The 18,085-nt window shown below is 61.4% G+C and carries 17 protein-coding genes; 4 read left to right on the top strand and 13 right to left on the bottom strand.

Features of this window, described 5'->3' with window-relative positions:
- Nucleotides 1-77 precede the first annotated feature (77 nt).
- The 3 genes from HMPREF1316_RS05310 to HMPREF1316_RS05300 all read right to left on the bottom strand — a co-directional run bounded on the left by HMPREF1316_RS05310 (nt 78) and on the right by HMPREF1316_RS05300 (nt 4,280).
- Nucleotides 78-1,733: an ABC transporter ATP-binding protein gene (locus HMPREF1316_RS05310; RefSeq protein WP_021725914.1), complete on the bottom strand. Its 1,656-nt coding sequence runs from the start codon at nt 1,731-1,733 to the stop codon at nt 78-80.
- Between the two features lie 270 nt (nt 1,734-2,003).
- Nucleotides 2,004-3,185, bottom strand: a complete 1,182-nt coding sequence (locus tag HMPREF1316_RS05305; protein WP_269594303.1) for a helix-turn-helix transcriptional regulator — start codon at nt 3,183-3,185, stop codon at nt 2,004-2,006.
- 435 nt (nt 3,186-3,620) lie between these two features.
- Nucleotides 3,621-4,280, bottom strand: coding sequence for a class I SAM-dependent methyltransferase (locus tag HMPREF1316_RS05300; RefSeq protein WP_021725813.1), 660 nt, complete (start codon nt 4,278-4,280; stop codon nt 3,621-3,623).
- Nucleotides 4,281-4,486: 206 nt separating this feature from the next.
- Between HMPREF1316_RS05300 and HMPREF1316_RS14035 the strand changes: the two genes are divergently transcribed.
- From HMPREF1316_RS14035 to HMPREF1316_RS05290, 3 genes are all read left to right on the top strand, one after another.
- On the top strand, nt 4,487-4,600 hold the full coding sequence (locus HMPREF1316_RS14035; protein ID WP_021725893.1) for a helix-turn-helix domain-containing protein: 114 nt from the start codon (nt 4,487-4,489) through the stop codon (nt 4,598-4,600).
- 9 nt (nt 4,601-4,609) lie between these two features.
- Nucleotides 4,610-5,230: a hypothetical protein gene (locus HMPREF1316_RS05295; RefSeq protein ID WP_040651446.1), complete on the top strand. Its 621-nt coding sequence runs from the start codon at nt 4,610-4,612 to the stop codon at nt 5,228-5,230.
- A 152-nt stretch (nt 5,231-5,382) separates the two neighbouring features.
- Nucleotides 5,383-6,234 (top strand): ATP-binding protein, encoded by an 852-nt coding sequence (locus tag HMPREF1316_RS05290; RefSeq protein WP_021725787.1) that lies wholly within the window; start codon nt 5,383-5,385, stop codon nt 6,232-6,234.
- A gap of 68 nt (nt 6,235-6,302) precedes the next feature.
- On the opposite strand, the gene HMPREF1316_RS14700 is transcribed toward HMPREF1316_RS05290, so the two are convergent.
- The 3 genes from HMPREF1316_RS14700 to HMPREF1316_RS05280 all read right to left on the bottom strand — a co-directional run bounded on the left by HMPREF1316_RS14700 (nt 6,303) and on the right by HMPREF1316_RS05280 (nt 9,059).
- Nucleotides 6,303-6,476, bottom strand: coding sequence for a cysteine hydrolase family protein (locus HMPREF1316_RS14700; RefSeq protein WP_232204445.1), 174 nt, complete (start codon nt 6,474-6,476; stop codon nt 6,303-6,305).
- Nucleotides 6,449-6,760: a hypothetical protein gene (locus tag HMPREF1316_RS14695; protein WP_232204444.1), complete on the bottom strand. Its 312-nt coding sequence runs from the start codon at nt 6,758-6,760 to the stop codon at nt 6,449-6,451. Before HMPREF1316_RS14695 ends, HMPREF1316_RS14700 begins: the two co-directional genes overlap by 28 nt.
- A 172-nt stretch (nt 6,761-6,932) precedes the next feature.
- Nucleotides 6,933-9,059: an anaerobic carbon-monoxide dehydrogenase catalytic subunit gene (locus tag HMPREF1316_RS05280; RefSeq protein ID WP_021725847.1), complete on the bottom strand. Its 2,127-nt coding sequence runs from the start codon at nt 9,057-9,059 to the stop codon at nt 6,933-6,935.
- 369 nt (nt 9,060-9,428) lie between these two features.
- Between HMPREF1316_RS05280 and HMPREF1316_RS05275 the strand changes: the two genes are divergently transcribed.
- Nucleotides 9,429-9,950 (top strand): helix-turn-helix domain-containing protein, encoded by a 522-nt coding sequence (locus HMPREF1316_RS05275; protein WP_021725881.1) that lies wholly within the window; start codon nt 9,429-9,431, stop codon nt 9,948-9,950.
- 54 nt (nt 9,951-10,004) lie between these two features.
- Here HMPREF1316_RS05275 and HMPREF1316_RS05270 read toward each other — a convergent pair whose 3' ends face one another.
- The 7 genes from HMPREF1316_RS05270 to HMPREF1316_RS05240 all read right to left on the bottom strand — a co-directional run bounded on the left by HMPREF1316_RS05270 (nt 10,005) and on the right by HMPREF1316_RS05240 (nt 17,983).
- Complete coding sequence (locus HMPREF1316_RS05270; RefSeq protein ID WP_021725851.1) at nt 10,005-10,784, bottom strand: MerR family transcriptional regulator; 780 nt, start codon at nt 10,782-10,784, stop codon at nt 10,005-10,007.
- A 270-nt stretch (nt 10,785-11,054) separates the two neighbouring features.
- The gene (locus HMPREF1316_RS05265; protein ID WP_021725940.1) at nt 11,055-11,852 is read right to left on the bottom strand and encodes an ABC-2 family transporter protein; all 798 of its coding nucleotides are present in this window, start codon (nt 11,850-11,852) and stop codon (nt 11,055-11,057) included.
- Nucleotides 11,849-12,775: an ABC transporter ATP-binding protein gene (locus HMPREF1316_RS05260; protein ID WP_021725803.1), complete on the bottom strand. Its 927-nt coding sequence runs from the start codon at nt 12,773-12,775 to the stop codon at nt 11,849-11,851. The genes HMPREF1316_RS05265 and HMPREF1316_RS05260 overlap by 4 nt, the downstream gene beginning before the upstream one ends.
- On the bottom strand, nt 12,772-13,464 hold the full coding sequence (locus tag HMPREF1316_RS05255) for a TetR/AcrR family transcriptional regulator (protein WP_021725805.1): 693 nt from the start codon (nt 13,462-13,464) through the stop codon (nt 12,772-12,774). The genes HMPREF1316_RS05260 and HMPREF1316_RS05255 overlap by 4 nt, the downstream gene beginning before the upstream one ends.
- Before the next feature lie 491 nt (nt 13,465-13,955).
- Nucleotides 13,956-16,220 (bottom strand): formate C-acetyltransferase, encoded by a 2,265-nt coding sequence (gene pflB / locus HMPREF1316_RS05250; RefSeq protein WP_021725783.1) that lies wholly within the window; start codon nt 16,218-16,220, stop codon nt 13,956-13,958.
- A gap of 24 nt (nt 16,221-16,244) precedes the next feature.
- Nucleotides 16,245-16,991, bottom strand: coding sequence for a pyruvate formate-lyase-activating protein (gene pflA, locus HMPREF1316_RS05245; protein ID WP_021725907.1), 747 nt, complete (start codon nt 16,989-16,991; stop codon nt 16,245-16,247).
- Between the two features lie 305 nt (nt 16,992-17,296).
- Nucleotides 17,297-17,983 carry a Crp/Fnr family transcriptional regulator gene (locus HMPREF1316_RS05240; protein ID WP_021725801.1) on the bottom strand — a complete coding sequence of 229 codons (687 nt, stop codon included), beginning with the start codon at nt 17,981-17,983 and terminating at the stop codon, nt 17,297-17,299.
- Nucleotides 17,984-18,085: the final 102 nt, after the last annotated feature.

Genomic DNA, 18,085 nt, shown 5'->3' with positions numbered 1-18,085 from the left:
GGCGAGGAAGGAGAGCCTGGCCTGTCCCGTCTCAGAGATGTTCTGTTGACCACGTACCCCACCTCAGCATGCTCTGCTTACAGGCATATCGTTGAGGTAGCAATGTCATTGAACAAATTCTCATGGTCGATCACGATTACCAGCCTGTCTCGAGAGAGGGTTCTGAGCAGCTCTGTGAGACAGGTTCTTGATAGCTCGTCCAAGCCACTTGCAGGCTCATCAAATATGAGTACTGATGCTCCACGTAAGACCGCCCGCGCAATTGCCACCTTCTGTCGCTCTCCACCAGAAAGCCTTGAGGCGGCCGGTCCGACTTCCGTCAGCTCTCCCTCCGGAAGCCTGCTGATGATCTCATCCAGACCCGATAGGTGAAGAGCCATCTCATAGGCTTCCTCATCCATCTTCTCGATCCCGAACGAGACGTTTTCACGTATGCTGGCATTCAAGAGGAAGGGATGCTGCGAGACCGCTGAACAGTACCCTTTCCATGAGTCGGTGGCTATTGACTTGAGGGGAATGCCATCAACAAGGATCGAGCCCGACCAATTCTGAATCGATCCCAGGAGTATCTTGGCGAGGGTGGTCTTTCCACTTCCATTGGCGCCCTTGATCAGGACAAGCGACGGTCGTACTAGGTTGGCATTGAGTCCCCCAAATAAGATCCTATCCCCACCGCCCCACCTAAAGCTCAGATCCCTTATCTCAATCTCCGTGGGTTCTGTCCTCATCATGACGGGGGCGCCATAGGCAGGGGAATCCGCTGGGAATACCCCGGCTATACGGTCGAGTGCGGCAAGGGCAGGCTGAAGTGATATAGACACTGACACTGCGACAAGAAAGGGGCTGTAGAGGTATGAGGCATACTGCACGGATGCAACGATCTGCCCCAGAGACAACCTAGAGTCACCCATGAGCACGCCGCAAACGATATATACCAGGGCGGCAGATGCCGTTGTCAAGACCTTCATGCTCTCGCCTGTCACGGAGGCAAGAACAGCCTGCCTGATTGACTTGTCCCTGAATAGCCTGTTCGCTCGGTCAACCCTCTTCGTCCCATAGGCGGAGGAGGCATTTATCTTCGCTTCCTCCCTGCTCGCAACCGCCTCCGTCGTCCTGCCCGCAAGTCGTGCGCCTGCCTCGAACGCTTCGGCCATGGCAACTCTGTATTTCCGTACAGAATGAACCGCATAGGCTGCATACACGGGAATCGGCAGCATGGCGAAAAACAAGATGCGCACATCGGTTGACGCCATGAGTGACATAGCGACCATCGCCTGAAGGATACTGCTCAAAAAGGTAAAACTCGTCTGTGAGAAAAGCGAGGAGACGTTGTTTGCCTCATTAATCCTCGATGCGATATAGCCGTCATCCTTGTCCGAAAGCCAATCGGTAGGCATCGATAGCGCTCGAGAGACCAAAGCGCCGCGAAAATCCGAGACGATGCCTTGCCCGACCCTTGCAAGTAGCTTCGCCACACTGACCGAGAGCAGGGATTGGGCACCTGCAATGACAACCAGCGAAACCGCGAGCAGTATTATGATGTTCAGCCTTCCAGTACCGAACCCATCATCGATGAGTAGCTGCATAACCAATGATGGAAGCACGGTCAAGGCCGAATAGCAGAGGAGGAGCGCGCCTGCGCCGGTCAGTTTGCCCTTGTTGCCCCGAACGTATGGAGTCAAGAGGCGCAGGGAGCTGCCTCTGTTACTGACCAAATGCCTGAGAAAATGCATGCGGATTCCTCTTCATAATGGTGGCATAGACAGATAACCTCTTCTCGATCGTTCTGCGAATGGCCGCACAAAACGAATCGCCGAGATGGTAGTAAGGGTCATCCTCAGTTGTTGCGAAGCACTTTGGGCAGAGGCGAGACACATTGCACTTCGAGCAGTGTGACAATACGTGCACGTTATACTGGTCTACTGCCTCTTGGGCCGCCCTAAGTCCTGGTAGTCGCTAAAGTTCCTCACGATGTTAATCATACGAAAGAGTCAGATAGTTTTTCATCGTTGAAACTCTCTTTCCTGCTCAGAGAGTCTTTTATATTCATTAAAGCGAGCAATTGCCCTCTGCGCCCCGCCCAATGCGCCCTTATATTCCTTCGTCTCTGCCAGGCAGAGCCACGTTCTGGATGACATCGCTTCTGCATGGGCGTGCAAGATGCGAAGCGCTTCCTCAATATATCGGAGTGTGTTTCCTCCCTCGACAAGGTCTTCCAGGGTTTCGTTCCTCCTTGCCTTGGCGAAGGCATGTAAGGGGGCAGTATCGCTCGGGTCACTCTTCACTGCATCCAGGTCATTCACTGCGACAGCGTAGGCGGCGAAAGCGCGCGTCGCACCGTCCAGGTCCTTCCGCGACAGGCTTATGCATGCAACCGAGAAGAAAATCCCTAGTACGATAAGAGGGTCGATGACGCTTCTCCCGAAGTGATCATAGAGCTGTGTGGCGAGCAGTGCGCAATCGGATATCGCTGCATCGTCTTCGCTCGAGACGAGCCGGAGCATAAAAGGCACGCTTGCGAGGATAAGCTCTACGCCATCCGCAAGCATAAGCTGGAATAGGTGGCGTGCCGATTCGAAATCGCCGCTTATGTAGTAGGCCTCGGCGAGCAGAGGGGCGGAAGACGAGTCCGTTTCTGCGTTCGGGCCCAATAGAGCGACGATTTCGTCGAGACCTTCCCCGCCATCTCCAAGCGACAGGAGCAAGAACATCACATGTAACTTTCTCGCCTTTCTTACAAGGGCCTCAATCGGACAATCTCGCTCAACTCGTTCGCAATACTCTACGCCCCTGCCTGTGAACCTCATCGCATCCTCATGTTTGCTCGCTCCTGCTGTCCCATTGTTCACTGCAAGCAACAAAGCGGCAGCGGTGAACAGCAGAGACCAGCTCGAGTAGTGGAGCCTGACAATGATGTCCAGGTGTTCGTATGCCTCTGCTGAATCAGCCTTGAATTCCTCAAGGAGTTTGTCGCGTATCTCCTGGACTGTTTTCTCTGGCAGCATTGCTTCGTAGCCCAGCAATTCCTCGATGCTGATGGAGAAAAGCGCGGACAGCTTTGGCAGCAACGTGATATCGGGAAGACTGATGCCGAGTTCCCACTTGGAAACGGCGGCCTTCGACACCCCGACAAAGTTCGCGACATCCCCTTGGGTCATGCTGCGTCTTTTTCTCTTCCGAGCAATAACCGCCCCGATGTTGATGGAATCGAAAGCAGATATATGCTCCCTCCGGTTTCTATCAGGTGTGGCGAGCGGAGCCTTCGCTGTGATTCGACCGTGGGTCCACTCAGAAGGACTGTGAACTCATTAAGAAATTATGAATCGCCACGGAGTCAGCAACAATGGAAGCTATGTCAAATGTCACCCAGAAAAATCAACCGCGGGGAAGGAGATGAAGCTCGGCCTCATCTATGCCACATCGTCAGTGCTCAAGGATCTCACTGTCAACCATTGCGATGAGGCACACGATGCCTGTGCGCCGCACTTGCCCACGGACATGAAGACGAGCGAACAAGGCCAGTAACTCACATGTAGAGCCCAAAGGGCGGTTGGAGCAATCCTCGGTTTCACCTGAGGTGTGATAGCTGGTTTACTAGGTGGACCAGCTCGCATGACCACCTAAATGGCCCTGGGCTTGCGCATCACGGCATGAAGATGCCAGAGCCTGTCGTTTCGGAAGACTTCGAGGGTGAGCCTGGACTCCTGGCGCATCCGCTCGATTTCCTTTCTGGAATAGATGCGCACATCGCCCTTGTGGAGGAGGTTTGCCAGCGGCAGCTCTACGTGATTGATGAACCAGACCATAAGGGCGTTGCCGGTGCTGTCGTTGAGCACAAGCTTGCCTCCGGGCCTCAGAACGCGAGACACGCTGTCAAAAAAGTCCTGGAGATTGGGGTAGTGGTGGAAGCTCATGGAGCAGATTGCGACGTCAAACGATGAGTCCTCGAAGGGGATGTCCTTGCAGTCGCTTACCACGAACCTGACGTTGGCGCACGCCTTTGCCCGGGCGACCTCGATCATCTTGGGCGTGAGGCCGAGGTCGGTGTAGCGGCGATTCGGCCATCTCTTGTGCAGGAGCGAGGTCATGGGACCCGTCCCGCACCCACAGTCGAGAAGGTCCTCGAAGGGTTCCCTCTCAAATTCTTTCAGGATGCTGGGGTACTCGGCACGGCACGGCTCGTAGATGCCGGCATCGTCCGTCTCGTACGTCTCGTACGTCTCGGCCGCCTTCGTGAACTCCTCTATGGAGAGGCGCTTGTACTGCTCTGCCGTCCTCATGCGACACACTCCCATCAAAGTAAGCCTAAACTTGTCTTTATAGGGAAACTATAGACTGATATGCGTGACCTTCTGGAGCCACGTGCCATCCCACTGGCAATGTACGGCAGAGACACAGAGCCAACAGGTCTTTTGTGCGGGCAAACGAAGCGTCGATTGACCGTCGCGGACTTCTGGGGCATGTTTGTCCCTGAAAGGAGGCGCACATGGATGCACACCGGTTTGGCAACTTCGTGGCGCGACGGCGCAAGCAGCAGGGGACGACCCAGGCCTTACTTGCAGACAGGATTTGCGTGACCGACAAGGCGGTCAGCCGCTGAGAGCAGGGCGTGGGTTTTCCTGACATCGGGACCATCGAACCGCTGGCGGATGCCTTGGACGTGTCCGTCATCGAGCTGATGAGGGCGGAGAGGACGGGGGAAGTCATGTCGACGCATGAGGCGGATGAGGCTTGCAAGGGTGCCCTTGACCTCACCGAGGCACAGGTAGAGAGGGAAACCAGGGACGTCGTGATGCTCATTGCCATATTGGCGTTAGTCACGATGCTGGTGGAGATGCTGTCCTCCCTCCGGTGGAACGGGTCGGAGCTCATGATGACCATGAGCGTCCCCCTGACGTATCCACTCATACCGGGGGCACTGGTCGCCTATGCAATCTGGCGCGGGGTGCACGGAAAGACCTGGAGGCAGGCAGCATCGGTCGGTATCGTGCTGCTCGTGGCGCCCCGCGTTGCTCCTCCTGGGAGCGTTCCTGCTCGGTGCCTATACCTCCTGACCGGAACCATACGGTGTGCGCTCCCGTCCGCATCGGTACCGTGTTCCGTGCTCGTCTCGCGCCCGTTCGGTGTTTTTCCTCACGAAGTCGCCCTTCGCCTCAGCGGCTGCCATAGGCATAGGCAGCGGAGGCGATCGTTGCAATCGCGACGAACCCGAGCGGTATCCTGGGTATGACGCGAAGCGTGCCTTTCATCGTGCGTTGTCTTTGCCTGTCGCTTTCTTCCTCTCGAATCTCCTGTGTCGATTGGACCACATCGGAGGCATGGGTCCCGCCAACAAGACATGTCGGACCTCTCAACTGCCGTCCCACTTGACTGTGTCCTGACATGGTGCGTCTGTACCCAAGCTCCTCGAAAGACCAAAGCGAGTTGACTCGAAAATCGTTGTTGGATTTGCTCGAAGTATGCCGTGGTGGATGGCCGGCTCTTCAGACGGGCGAGTCGACGAACCCCAAGGTCGTTGCAGCGGGCTATCTCGACGCACTGTTCGAGGTGAGTATGCCCCATGCAGGGAAAAGCCCCGTCCTGTCCCGTCGCATTGCCACGTCCCTCGCGCGTAACGTGGCGACAAGTGCGACGATGGGCACCATGAGAAGCGACATCGCTGCCCTTGGCGACGTCGCCCCAGCCGATGCGACCATATCCTCGTATCTCGAGGAATTCAGGCGCAACTACTTCATCGAGGAGCTGCCGGGTTGGGACGCCCCAATCAGATCGAGGTCAAGGCTCCGCACAAAGCCGAAGCGCTATCTCTGCGATACCTCCCTCGTGGCTAGTCTGCTCGGTGTCGACCCCTCACACTTGCTCAAAGACGGTCAGCTGCTTGGTCTTTTGATCGAATCGCTCTGCATTCACGATTTGTTCGTCTACGTCTCTGCCCTGCCCGAGTCGTACGGGAGCTCCCTGCGGTATTACGCGGATGCCGACGGCCTTGAGGTTGATGCCATCATCGAGCTAGCTGACGGTCGGTGGGCTGCCGTCGAGATCAAGACGGGGGAGTCGAAGGTCGAGAAAGCAGCTGCCAATCTCATGCGGCTTGCTGCGAAGGTGGCCGCAAATCCCGCGGCGCGCAACCCCAAGCCCAGCTTCATGGCCGTGCTGTTGGGAAAGGGCACGATGGCGCGCAGGCGAGGCTCGGATGGGGTGTACGTCATCCCGATTGACACCTTGGGGGCGTAGGGCGTACAAGTGTGATGGTGCGCCCACGCCCGCATCAGTACCGTGTTCCGTACTCGTCCCGCGTCCGTTCACCTGCACCCAGCTCGCACGTTCGAGCTTATGTGGCCAGCCAAGCCAACCCCCGCGCTGCGAAGGCGCTGCTTCGTCGCATCGAAAGCCCTTTCGTTCCTTGACGACATGGCACGTATGTTGACCGTTGCGGACAAGCCGTTCCTTAGGGCACCGAGCGCCGTCGCCTTGATGCAATGATTCCCGTCGGCGCCAATGATCTCGACCGAATCGGCCCCATGCTTCGAAGCGCTTGCAGTAGAGCAGGATGAGAGAACGCGTCGCCTCTCTTCTTATCGAAAAGCAGCTTCGACACCACGCTGAGCCTCGCGACGAACTCCCTAACCTTCGAGGCCGACTCCCAAGGCAGCTTGTTCACGATGTACACGACGTTCTCTGCGTAGCGCGCAATGACGTCGTTGCATGCCTCGATGAGGCCCTTGGTGCTTTGTCCTTGCCGTATCACATCGGTCTGCACATCGACACAACCAGCAACGCTCTCATATCGTTCCTCTCGAAGACGACGTACATCTCACCTGCACATGCTATAGAAGCGCTCTTCGCAGGTAAAGTCATAGTTCCGGACGCACTCGAACGCGCCCCAGGAGAAGGAGGCAGGAGGAAGATCTTCACGTCTTTGTCTGGGGGCGTTAGTCCCAGCCAAGCGCGACTCGCTTGGCCCTCATGTCATTGACGATCTGCTGGCCGAGCCGCTTGGGGTCGACATCGATGACCATGCGGCTGCCCAGGGTCTCCATCGTGCCCTCCTTGAGGAACTCGATGACGTTCTTGGACCCGTAGATCTGCTGCTCGACGCAATGATACGAGCTGATGCCGAGCAGGCGGAAGCCCAGGGCGGCGTCCACCGACTTCTCGTTGGACCACTCCGGCGAGCTGAAGGCGTACGGCATGTCGCATACGCGCTGCCGTGCCGCCGCCGCGACACCTCCCAGGATGCCGGTGCTGCGCGTGTTGTCGATGCACTCGCCGACATGCCACACGGGAGGCAGGTCGTCGCCCAGGAACTCCGCAAGGCTGGCCCCGCAGCGTTCCTGCCCGTCACGCACGTTGCAGTAGCCCAGCTTCATCAGGGGGAACGACGCGCAGCCGTTGGACAGGACGAGGACGTTGTTCCTCAGGAGGACATCGACCACGTCGACGATGCAGCGCTCATAGGGGACCTTCGGGTTGTTGCAGCCCACCATGTTCACGATGCCGAGCACCTGGCCGTCCTTGACGGCCTCTGCGAGCGGATCGAACCCGCCAAAGCGACGCGCCACGTATTCGACCGAGAAGCCCACCTCCGCGTCCACCTCATACGGTGGTATGTGCACCGGGATGCCGCGACGCTGCTGGAAGCTCTCGATGCCACGGTTGACGATGGCCTCGGCCAGGCTGCGCGTCTGCTCGACGTTGGAGTGATGGTGGTCATACTCGAAGCGCTCGGCGCCTGGCAGACGTGCGCTGTCCGACGTGGTCACGACCGTCGTCCTGAAGCATCTCGCCACCTCCATGATCGTGGGGAACACATCCTGGACGTCGGCCACCCACAGGTCGAGCGCACCGGTGCCCAGCACGAGTTCGGCGGACACCGCGTTCGACAGGGGGATGACGCCGCCGTAGCGGTACATCGCAGACAGGGCCGAGCAGCAGATGCCGTAGAAGCGGATGCCCTTCGCGCCAGCAGCCTTGGCCTTCTCGATGAAGGCGTCCTCGTGACCCACCGCGATGATGGCATGCACCAGCGTGGGGAGGTGCCCATGGACCGCGATGTTCACGTAACCCTCCCTGAGTGCGCCCAGGTTCACCTTGGAGGTCACGCGGTCACCCACACCAAAGAGGCTGTCCGTGGCCAGGTTTGCCCCGGTCACGCCCGAGAACGTGAAGGCCAGGCCACAGCGCAGGAACTGCTCCATCACGGAGCGCCAGTCGCCGTCGGTCGCGCAGCCCGTGCGGTGGTAGGTCTCGAAGACCTCGTGGTAGGCGGAGATGGGAATGATGTCCATGTCCTCCCACACCTTTTGGCGCTCGGCCGGCGCCAGCGCCTTGATGGTACGGTACTCCTGCTCCGGGTTGGTGCGTGACAGATCCTCGAGTAGGGCGTCTGCCAGGTCGCGCGCGATGTTCCTCAGCTGGCGGCCCCTGGTCTTGATGCCAAACCTCTCGGCTGTCGCCTTGAGCTTCTGCTTGCCCAGGATGGGCAGGTCAAGCCTGCCCTCCGCTGCCCATTTCAGCGTGAGGATGACCTCACGGGCGTGCATGCCATGCTGTGCCACGCCGGCGGCGGCAGCGCGCGCCAGGTTGCGCGCGACGATCAGGTCGGCATCGGCGCCGCATACCCCGCGCGGCGCCTTTGCCGAGATGCGGCAGGGCCCCATGTTGCAGACCTTGCAGCAGATGCCCGCCAGGCCGAAGCTGCACTGTGGCTGCTGCGCGTCGAAACGGTCGAAGGTGGTGCTGAATCCCAACTCGTCGGACCGCTCGATCATCTCCCTGACCGCTGGGTCGGGGGTGAGCTCCCTCTGCTGGCCCTTGGTGGGGAAGGACGTTCGGTACGCCCTGATGGCATCCATGTAGTCCTTGACGAAGGCCTTGCGATCGGCCTCCTCGTCGCCCGTGCTGTGGTCGGCCTCGCGCGTGACGACGGGGATGCCCTGCTCACTGAAGCCTATCAGGTTCCTGTGGCTGTGGATGTGGGCCTTGGAATGCGTGTGGCCATGAGTGTGCCCGTGCGCGAGATCCTGGTTGAGTGTGCCGTTGTGCTTGCCTGTCTGCATCCGTGTGCTCCCGTCACCCGTTCCCACGTGGCCTTGATCAGCCTGCGCATCCTCGATGAGGAACGCCTTTCACGGTAGCAAGGCGATGGCGCACGAGCCCTTGCATTGTTTTGATGGCGTGCGTTAGGAACGGGAGAACACTGGCATGTGGGAGGGGAAAGGCAACGATTGCGTTGTCCTGTATGTGGGCTGCCGACGCCCTTATAGCGTCTTTTGGTGAACGTGTCGCTCAACCAATTTCCCCTGCAACTATCGGTTGCGGGGGAAATTGCAAGCCAGAAGTGGTGGCGCTTCGCATTGGGTGTGGTCGAGCATGGTGCCAGGCAGCTGCTAGGCTCATACCAACGACGACAGAGAAAGGCTCCCATCATGAAGATCGAGACAGCGAAGAGGCTCTACGAGTACCGTCGGGCTTCCGGGCTCTCCCAGGAGCAGGTAGCCACCAGGATCGGCGTGTCGCGTCAGGCGGTGTCGAAGTGGAAGTGCGCCGAGTCGTCCCCCGACACCGACAACCTCATCGCGCTCGCCCTGCTCTATGAGGTGACGGTGGACGAGCTCTTGTTCGCCGATCCCGAGGGGACGGCAATCGCATCACCTGAGTGCGAGACGGATGCAGGCAGCTCGGGAGAGGGCACGGAGGGCGCACACGTCGCCGAGGAGGCGTCCGAGGAGGCAGGGGAGGAGGCCGCTTGGCAACGCCCCGAGAGCCCCGATCAGGACTACGTCAACATCAGCCTCTCCCAGGGCGTGCATGTCCGCGACTCCAAGAGGGGCGAAGAGGTCCATGTGGGCTGGGACGGCATCCACGTGGACAACGACAAGGAGCACGTGCACCTCGACTTCAAGGGCCTGGCCAAGATGATTCGCGAGTTCCGCAAGGATCAGGAGTAGCCTGCGGGGCAGGGCGACGGCCCGTCGCCCCGCCCCAGCCACGCGTTCCATGCGCTACAGGTTGGCCTCCATCGCCCTCACGAGGAACTCCGCCCCGCCATCCCCGGCCGCGGCGTCGTAGTAGTCCTTGAAGCGCTGGTCGTCCAGGTAGCCGTGCACCAGCGCCAGGTGCGTCTCGCGGTCGTAGGCCTCGCCCCAGTGGATGCGCATCCAGCGCTCGTGCAGGCGGGCGAGCTCCGCGGCCTCGTCCCCCTTGGGGTCGCCCGACGCCATCGCCAGACGGAGCTGCACCTTGATGACCTCCTCAAGCAGGTCCTTCGCGTCCCACTCGTCGCGCGTGAGCGACATGATGCGCTCGTTGGCCGCATCGATGACCGCATCGCCATAGCGCCTGCGCGCCTCGGTTCCGTACGCCTCCTCGAACTCCCTCAGGCCCTGGGCCTTGATGGCCTCGAACCTCTTCTCGTCGTCCATGTCCTCGATCCCTTCGATCGTCGCGATGGCCGCCTCTGTGCGGGCCATCGCGTCCGTCAGTGACCTCTCCTGCGCGCGCAGGGTTCTGAGATGCGACTCAAGGGTATCCCGAAGGCTTGCCTGCGGATCCCTGAGCAGGTGACGGATGGTCGTGAGGGGAAGGCTGCAGGCGCGCATCGCAAGTATCTGCGACAGGCGCCTCACGTCGTGGGGGCCATAGGTGCGGTACCCGTTCTCCGCCCGGGCGGGCCTGAGGAGTCCCAGGTCCTCGTAGTGGCGCAGCGTGCGTGCACTCACGCCCGCCATCTGGGCCAGCTGGCCCACGCTGTAGCGTCCTCCCGCTTGCTTCGGCTCGTCCATCTCGCACCTCCCGGGAACATCATGACCCTTCACGTGGCGAGAAGGTCAAACAGGCTTCGCGCAGCGAGAAGGTCACGGGTGGCTCTTGGGATCACTGACGGTCGGGCATCCCATACTTGTGCCGCAGGCGCGAGAAGCCCCTGGCACTGCGGACGGGCCCGCACATGTCGAAGGAGGGCAGGGCTTTAGGCGCGATGCGCGGCAGGACGGGGAGGGGGCGCGCGGCGGTGGAAGGCACGTCGCGCCAGCTTTCTTGGCATGCTGGTTGCGCTATACGTCGAAGTCCCGCCTGCAGAACACGGCCACGCCCACCGCGAGGAGGGCCACGCCTGCCACGGCCAGGACCGCGGCGTGCCAGGCCGCGTCACCGGACGCCGCCACCAACTCATAGGGGTCGAAGAGCCCTATGGGGTTCGCGTCCTGGAGGAGCTCCAGGCCCTTGCCCACCTGTGACACCATCTTCGCCAGGAGCATCAGGAGGAAGGCGCCGCCGCCCGCCCACAGCGCCACCCGCGCGTCGCGGAAGCAGCAGGCAGAGGCAAAGCAGAGGCCGGCCATGAACACCCACAGGCAGAGCAGCCCAACGCTCGCGCGCAGAAGTCCCGCACGGTCCAGCTCGCCGGGGAACTGGGACTCGGAGCAGACAACCTGGACGACAACGATCAGCGCCATCGTCATGGCGAGGACCGTCAGCAGGATCGCCACAAAGGTGGCCGCAATGCGCAGGCGGCTTGTGGGGGTGGACAGCAGGTAGGACAGGGAGCCGTCCTCGACGGGCCGCACGACCATGCGGTTGACCGTCATCATGACCAGCAGCAGCGGCACCCATGTGAGCAGGAAGCCGTACAGGTAGTTCACCAAAAAGACCGTCATGGTGGTCGCGGCGTTGGACATCCCGAAGGCGGCGAACACGTCCGGCATGGTGTCCACGATGGTGCCGAGGTTCCTGGCGATCGCGGGATCGTACATGTGGACCACGGACACGATGTACAGGGCGAGTATGGCGCCGATCACGAAGGTCGGAAACGCGCCCCTGCGCAGCTCCCTCAGGTACAGTGCGATGCTCATCCGACGTCCCCTTCCCCTGCCGCGTCCTTTCCATAGAAGTGAAGGAACATCTCCTCCAGTGTCTGCTCGCGGGAGGCGAGGCCCTCCACCCGAAAGCCGGCCAGTTCCTTGACGAAGGCGTCGACGTCCGCACCTGCCCAGACCTCCACGTCGTGCTCGCTCAACACATGGACCTTGACGCCCCTCAGCGTGCAGGCCCTCTGGTAGCGGGCTCGCTCGTCCGCCGAGGGAAACGTCACCCTGAACGCATGTCGCCGCGATGCGCGTACGTCCCCCATGCGCTCCGTGGACACCAGGCGGCCGGCGCGGATGAAGGCAACCCTGTCGCAGGTGCGCTCGACCTCCTCGAAGATGTGCGATGACAGAAAGACCGTGGCACCCCGATCGCGCTCCTGTCGCACCAGCTCCACGAAGCGCCCCTGCATCAGGGGGTCGAAGCCGCTGGTGGGCTCGTCCAGGAGCAGGACATCGGGCCGTCCCATGAACGCGCACACCAGTCCCACCTTCTGCCTGGTGCCCTTCGACATCCTGCGGACGCGGGCCTTGGGGTCGAGCTCGAAGCGCTCGATGAGCTCGTGCATGCGCGTGTGGTCGCGCAGACGCCGCAGACGCGCCATGTATTCCAAAAACGCTATGCCGGTCATGTCCTCGGGCACGGCGGTCTCGCCCGGGAGGTACCCCAGGCGCCCCTGTATGGCGGCCTGCTCGGCAAAGCAGTCGAGACCGAAGATGCGTGCGACACCCGCCTGTGGCCTGACGAAGCCCATGAGGTGGCGCATGGTCACGGTCTTGCCCGCGCCGTTGCTTCCCAGAAAGCCTAAGACCTCGCCCTCCTCCACGGCGAACGACACGTCGAATATGCCACGCCCCTGCCCGTAGTCCTTGGTCAGCCCTCGTGCCGTGACGATGCCGCTGCGGGTCATGATCGCACCTCCTTGCCATTCGGCCTGCCTTCCCTGCCTGCGTACTCCGGTTTGTAGGCCCAGGTCCGCAGCATGTCGCACCACGACAGGAACTCGGCCATGAGGGCGTCGAGGTCTATGGCCTCGCGGGCGGCCCGTCGCTGGTGCATCCAGCCGTCGGCCAGCCAGATGATCATGTCCAGCACGTGACGTGGATCCACGTCGTCGCGGAACCGTCCCCAGTCCACGTTCTTGAAGAAGCGCTCGAACATCGCGTCAGTCTGCCGCTGCGTCCAGCGGTCCATGGTGTCCTTGACGTCGCGATGCTCGGGGTAGAAGGCGCGGATGCTGAACGCGAGCGCCCACGGGAACCTTTCCATCAGGGCCATCTTCTTGGTGGCGGCATACTCCATGAGCTCGAAGAAGTCGTCGATCCTCCAGAGGCCGTCGTCCACGGCGACCTCCACCGCCCTGTCGTAGAGGTACTCCATGGTGCGCAGATACAGCTGGCGCTTGCTCTTGCAATAGAAGAACAGCAGACCCTTGGAGATGCCTGCCGAGCGTGCGATGTCGTCCGTGGACGCGCTCTTGTAGTCGTTGCGCCCGAACGCCTCGATGGACGCCCGCGCGATGGCGTCACGCCGCTCCTCGGGCAGGCGACGGAAGGCGTTGTCCTCGCCGGGGAGGATCGAGCCGTCGAAGTCGTCCATGAGAACCCCTCTCGCCAGAGTCGTTGACCGGTCGGTCAACGTCGCCGCATCCAGTCTGGGGCATTGACTGGAATTTTGAAGGCCTCCAGCGGAAAGATTTCGGCGGTTTCTACGGACGCGTCAATGTCGTCAGGACGCTTTCTGCGTCCTTGGGCACGTTTAGGGCCCAAGTGCGTGCTGCCTTCGGTCGTTCCCGGGCGCCGAACGCATGATTCGTGCCCTTCCTGGGTGCAGTGAGTGCGTTGAAGGCGTCGTGGGGCACATCTGGTGCGGCCATTCCGACCCATCGGCACGCACTTGGGGCCCAAACGTGCCAAACGCTCCTTGCCCTGTTGGTTGTAAGCCCTCTGTCACCACTGGCGCGCTTGGCGCCGCGCATCTGGGGATGGACGACCCGCCCCCCACGCGATGCATCGCACGGAAGGCGGGTCGTTACGGCGGTTTTTCGCAGGAGGCCGGCCGATGGGACTGGTCGAGCCCCCCACAGGGCCCTACATGTGGTCGTGGCAGGTGCGGGCGATGACGTCGAGCTGCTGCTCACGCGTGAGGTCGATGAACTTCACGGCATAGCCGGAGACGCGGATGGTGAAGTTGGCGTACTCGGGCTTCTCGGGGTGCTCCATGGCATCCCGGAGCTTCTCCACGCCAAAGACGTTCACGTTGAGGTGGTGCGCACCGTTGGCAAAGTAGCCATCCATGACGCTCACGAGGTTTCCCACACGCTGGTCCTCATCGGTGCCTAGGGCGCCGGGGTTGATGGTCTGCGTGTTGGAGATGCCATCGAGCGCGTACTCATAGGGCAGCTTGGCCACGGAGTTGAGCGAGGCGAGCAGACCGTTCCTCTCGGCCCCATAGGAGGGGTTCGCGCCAGGGGCGAAGGGCGTGTAGGCCTCGCGCCCGTCGGGCGTGGCCCCCGTCGCCTTGCCATAGACCACGTTGCTCGTGATGGTGAGAATCGAGGTCGTGGCCTCGGAGTCGCGATAGGTGTGGTGCTTCTTGATCTTGGTGATGAAGGTGCGCAGCAGCCACACGGCGATGTCGTCGGCGCGGTCGTCATCGTTGCCGTAGCGAGGGAAGTCCCCCTCCACCTGGTAGTCCACGACCAGGCCGCTCTCGTCGCGCACGGTCTTGACCTTGGCGTACCTGATAGCCGAGAGCGAGTCCACCACGTGGGAGAAGCCGGCGATGCCCGTGGCAAAGGTGCGACGCACGTCGGTGTCGATGAGGGCCATCTCGGCGGCCTCATAGTAGTACTTGTCGTGCATGTACTGGATGAGGTCGAGGATGTTGACATAGAGCCCCGCCAGCCAGTCCATCATGAGATCGAACTTGTGCATGACCTCGTCGTAGTCGAGGTACTCCGAGGTGATGGGGGTGTACTCGGGGCCAACCTGCATGTGATTGCCCTGCTTGTCCAGGAACTTGGCGTCCTTGCCGCCGTTGATGGCATAGATGAGGCACTTGGCCAGGTTGGCGCGGGCCCCAAAGAACTGCATCTCCTTGCCGGTCTGGGTGGCCGAGACGCAGCAGCAGATGCTGTAGTCATCACCCCAGATGGGACGCATGACGTCGTCGTTCTCATACTGGATCGAGGACGTGTCGATGGAGATCCTGGCGGCATAGCGGCGGAAGCTCTCGGGCAGGCGCTGGCTGTAGAGCACGGTGAGATTGGGCTCGGGGGCCGGCCCCATGTCCTCGAGGGTGTGCAGGAAGCGGAAGTCGTTCTTGGTCACCATGTGACGGCCGTCCTGGCCAAGGCCCGCCACCTCGAGCGTCGCCCACACGGGGTCGCCGGAGAAGAGCTGGTTGTAGGAGGGGATGCGCGCGAACTTGACGATACGGAACTTGAGGACCAGGTGATCGACGAGCTCCTGCGCCTCGGTCTCGGTGAGCGTGCCTGCCGCAAGGTCGCGCTCGAGGTAGATGTCCAGGAAGGTGGAGATGCGCCCCACGGACATGGCGGCACCGTTCTGTGTCTTGATGGCGGCGAGGTAGCCGAAGTAGAGCCACTGGAAGGCCTCGCGGGCGCAGGTGGCGGGCTGGGAGATGTCGTAGCCATAGGCCTGGGCCATCTCCTTCATCTGCCCGAGGGCGCGGATCTGGTCGGCGATCTCCTCGCGCTGGCGGATGACGTCGTCGGTCATGGTGCCGTCGCCGCAGTTGGCAAGGTCCTCCTGCTTTGCCCTGATCAGGTAGTCGATGCCGTAGAGCGCCACGCGACGGTAGTCGCCCACGATGCGACCGCGACCATAGGTGTCGGGCAGCCCCGTGATCACGTGGCTGTGGCGGGCAGCGCGCATCTCGGGGGTGTAGGCGTCAAAGACGGCCTGGTTATGGGTCTTGTGATACTCGTTGAAGATCTGGTCGAACCGGTCGTTCACATGGTAACCGTAGTTCTCGGCGGCCTGCTGCGCCATCTTGATGCCGCCATAGGGCATGAAGGCGCGCTTCAGGGGTCGGTCGGTCTGGAGTCCGACGACCTTCTCGAGGTCCTTCATGGAGTCATCGATGTAGCCAGGCCCATAGGCGGTGATACCGGAGACGACCTCGGTCTCGCAGTCGAGCACACCGCCCTTGGCGCGCTCGGCGGCCTGGAGCTCCTGCACCTTGCCCCAGAGGCGGTCGGTCGCCTCGGTGGGCCCGGCGAGGAAGCTCGCATCGCCGTCATAGGGCGTGTAGTTCTGCTGGATGAAGTCGCGGACGTTGACGTCCCTCGTCCAGTGACCCCTCTTGAAACCCTGCCATGCCTCGTGCATTCGGTACCTCCTTGGGTAGTGGCTCTATGGCGCGACCGTCTCGACCCGCTGGTCGAGAATCTCTCGCGCATTGTTCACGCGTTCTGCCGTGGGCGGCTTGACGTCCCGCAGCGTGTAGGTGAGGCCCAGCTCGTCCCACTTGAAGACGCCCAGGCTGTGATAGGGGAGCACGTCGATGCGCTCCACGTTGGAGAGTGTGTGGATGAAGGCGGCGGTGCGCCTGAGGTAGTCATCGTTGTCGGTGATGCCTGGCACCAGCACATGGCGGATCCAGACGGGCTTGCCGATCTTTGAGAGGTACCTCAGCCCGTTCAGGATGTTGGCGTTGTCGTGGCCGGTGAGGTGCCGGTGCTCCGTGGGGTCGATGTGCTTGATGTCGCAGAGCAGGAGGTCGGTGAGGCCCATGAGCTCCTCGAACTCACCCAGAAAGGGTTGATCGTGCGTGAAGGGCGCAAGTGCCGTGTCGATGCAAGTGTTGATGCCACGCTCCCTGGCCTTCTGGAACAGCTCAACGAGGAAGTCGATCTGCAGGAGGGGCTCGCCGCCACTCACGGTGATGCCGCCGTCCTCCCCCCAGTAGCTGCGGTAGCGCTCAGCCTCATCCAGGAGCTCGTCGGCACCCCTGAGTTCACCAGCGTTTGTATCCCAAGTGTCCGGGTTGTGGCAGTAGGCGCAGCGCATGGCGCAGCCCTGCAGGAAGATGAGGTAGCGCACACCCGGGCCATCGGCTGAGCCGAACGACTCGCATGAGTGAACCCTTCCCTGTGGCATCTGACTCTCCTCTGGCCTGCCTACCATGCCGACTTTATGGGGGATGCGCTGTTCGTTCTATGATTGAAATCAAGTAGGAAGGTTTTTTCCCAGCGGCATCCGTACGCTGGCGGGGAGGGGCGAGTCGTATGCACTTCCTGAGCCGGTCGACGTGAGTCGTGCGCACTTTTTCTCTCGACCCTTTTGAAAAATAGCAGGTACATCTATTCTTGAAAGAGCATCGTAGACACTTCTCGGACGAAAGATACGAACGACTCAAAAGGGACACAGAACAGATTGCATACGACTCAGGAAGAGGGGGACGGCTAGGCCGAGACGTCTCTCAGCGCCGCGTGGTCGAGGACCTTGAGCCTGCCCCTGCCCAGGCGCACGACCAGCCCATCGTGCTCGAAGCTCGTGAACGTGCGCGATACGGTCTCGGGTCGGAGGTTGATGGAACGGGCGATGTCCTCGAGCTTGAGGTCGATCTCGCCTCCTAGGCATCGCGCGTCCCGGTGTAGCAGATAGTCCGCGAGCCGCTGCCTGGGGTCGCGCACGCCCAGCATCATGAGCTTCTCCTCGGCGGCATCCAGCTCGCCGCTCAGGATATGGACGAGCTTGAGGGCTCCCTCAGGGTGTGCTAGCAGCGCGCCTTCGAACTCCTGCCGGCGGATGGAGGAGAGCGAGACGCGTGTGAGACAGCCCACAGAGTAGTGGTAGGTGTGGTCGGGCAGGAAGAGGCCATGCCAGACGGCCTGCCCATCGTGAAGCACGTCAAGCACGTGTTCCTCCCCGTCAACGTTGACGTGGAAGGTCTTGATGCGTCCCTCGCGTACGATGAGCACCGCGTCGATGGGATCCCCCTCGTGGGCGATGACAGAGCCGCGGGGGTAGGTGCTCTGGTGTGCGCCCCGCATGAGCCGTGTGTGCGTCTCCGTCGGCAGTGCCGCGAAGAGGGGGATGCTATCGAGGTACCGCGTATCCAGATGCCCATCGGTCATGCCCTGTGCCAATGCCCCCGCCTCCCAGCGTGTGTTATCCGCCCTTTACTCTTTCTACCTTATGGTACCCTCTGTTCGCGCGTTGCTATCTTCCGCTCTTACCTCCATGCCTTG

It is taken from the genome of Olsenella profusa F0195, from assembly GCF_000468755.1.
Taxonomy (GTDB): Bacteria; Actinomycetota; Coriobacteriia; order Coriobacteriales; family Atopobiaceae; genus Olsenella_F; species Olsenella_F profusa.
This window is presented reverse-complemented; position numbering and strand designations above follow the sequence as displayed.

What these genes read in the sequence shown, in the direction of transcription:
- HMPREF1316_RS05310 (WP_021725914.1), bottom strand. Translation starts at nt 1,733, where the DNA reads ATGCATTTTCTCAGGCATTTGGTCAGTAACAGAGGCAGCTCCCTGCGC.
- HMPREF1316_RS05300 (WP_021725813.1), bottom strand. Translation starts at nt 4,280, where the DNA reads ATGAGGACGGCAGAGCAGTACAAGCGCCTCTCCATAGAGGAGTTCACG.
- HMPREF1316_RS14035 (WP_021725893.1), top strand. Translation starts at nt 4,487, where the DNA reads ATGGATGCACACCGGTTTGGCAACTTCGTGGCGCGACGGCGCAAGCAG.
- HMPREF1316_RS05290 (WP_021725787.1), top strand. Translation starts at nt 5,383, where the DNA reads ATGGTGCGTCTGTACCCAAGCTCCTCGAAAGACCAAAGCGAGTTGACT.
- HMPREF1316_RS05280 (WP_021725847.1), bottom strand. Translation starts at nt 9,059, where the DNA reads ATGCAGACAGGCAAGCACAACGGCACACTCAACCAGGATCTCGCGCAC.
- HMPREF1316_RS05275 (WP_021725881.1), top strand. Translation starts at nt 9,429, where the DNA reads ATGAAGATCGAGACAGCGAAGAGGCTCTACGAGTACCGTCGGGCTTCC.
- HMPREF1316_RS05270 (WP_021725851.1), bottom strand. Translation starts at nt 10,784, where the DNA reads ATGGACGAGCCGAAGCAAGCGGGAGGACGCTACAGCGTGGGCCAGCTG.
- HMPREF1316_RS05265 (WP_021725940.1), bottom strand. Translation starts at nt 11,852, where the DNA reads ATGAGCATCGCACTGTACCTGAGGGAGCTGCGCAGGGGCGCGTTTCCG.
- HMPREF1316_RS05260 (WP_021725803.1), bottom strand. Translation starts at nt 12,775, where the DNA reads ATGACCCGCAGCGGCATCGTCACGGCACGAGGGCTGACCAAGGACTAC.
- HMPREF1316_RS05255 (WP_021725805.1), bottom strand. Translation starts at nt 13,464, where the DNA reads ATGGACGACTTCGACGGCTCGATCCTCCCCGGCGAGGACAACGCCTTC.
- pflB (WP_021725783.1), bottom strand. Translation starts at nt 16,220, where the DNA reads ATGCACGAGGCATGGCAGGGTTTCAAGAGGGGTCACTGGACGAGGGAC.
- pflA (WP_021725907.1), bottom strand. Translation starts at nt 16,991, where the DNA reads ATGCCACAGGGAAGGGTTCACTCATGCGAGTCGTTCGGCTCAGCCGAT.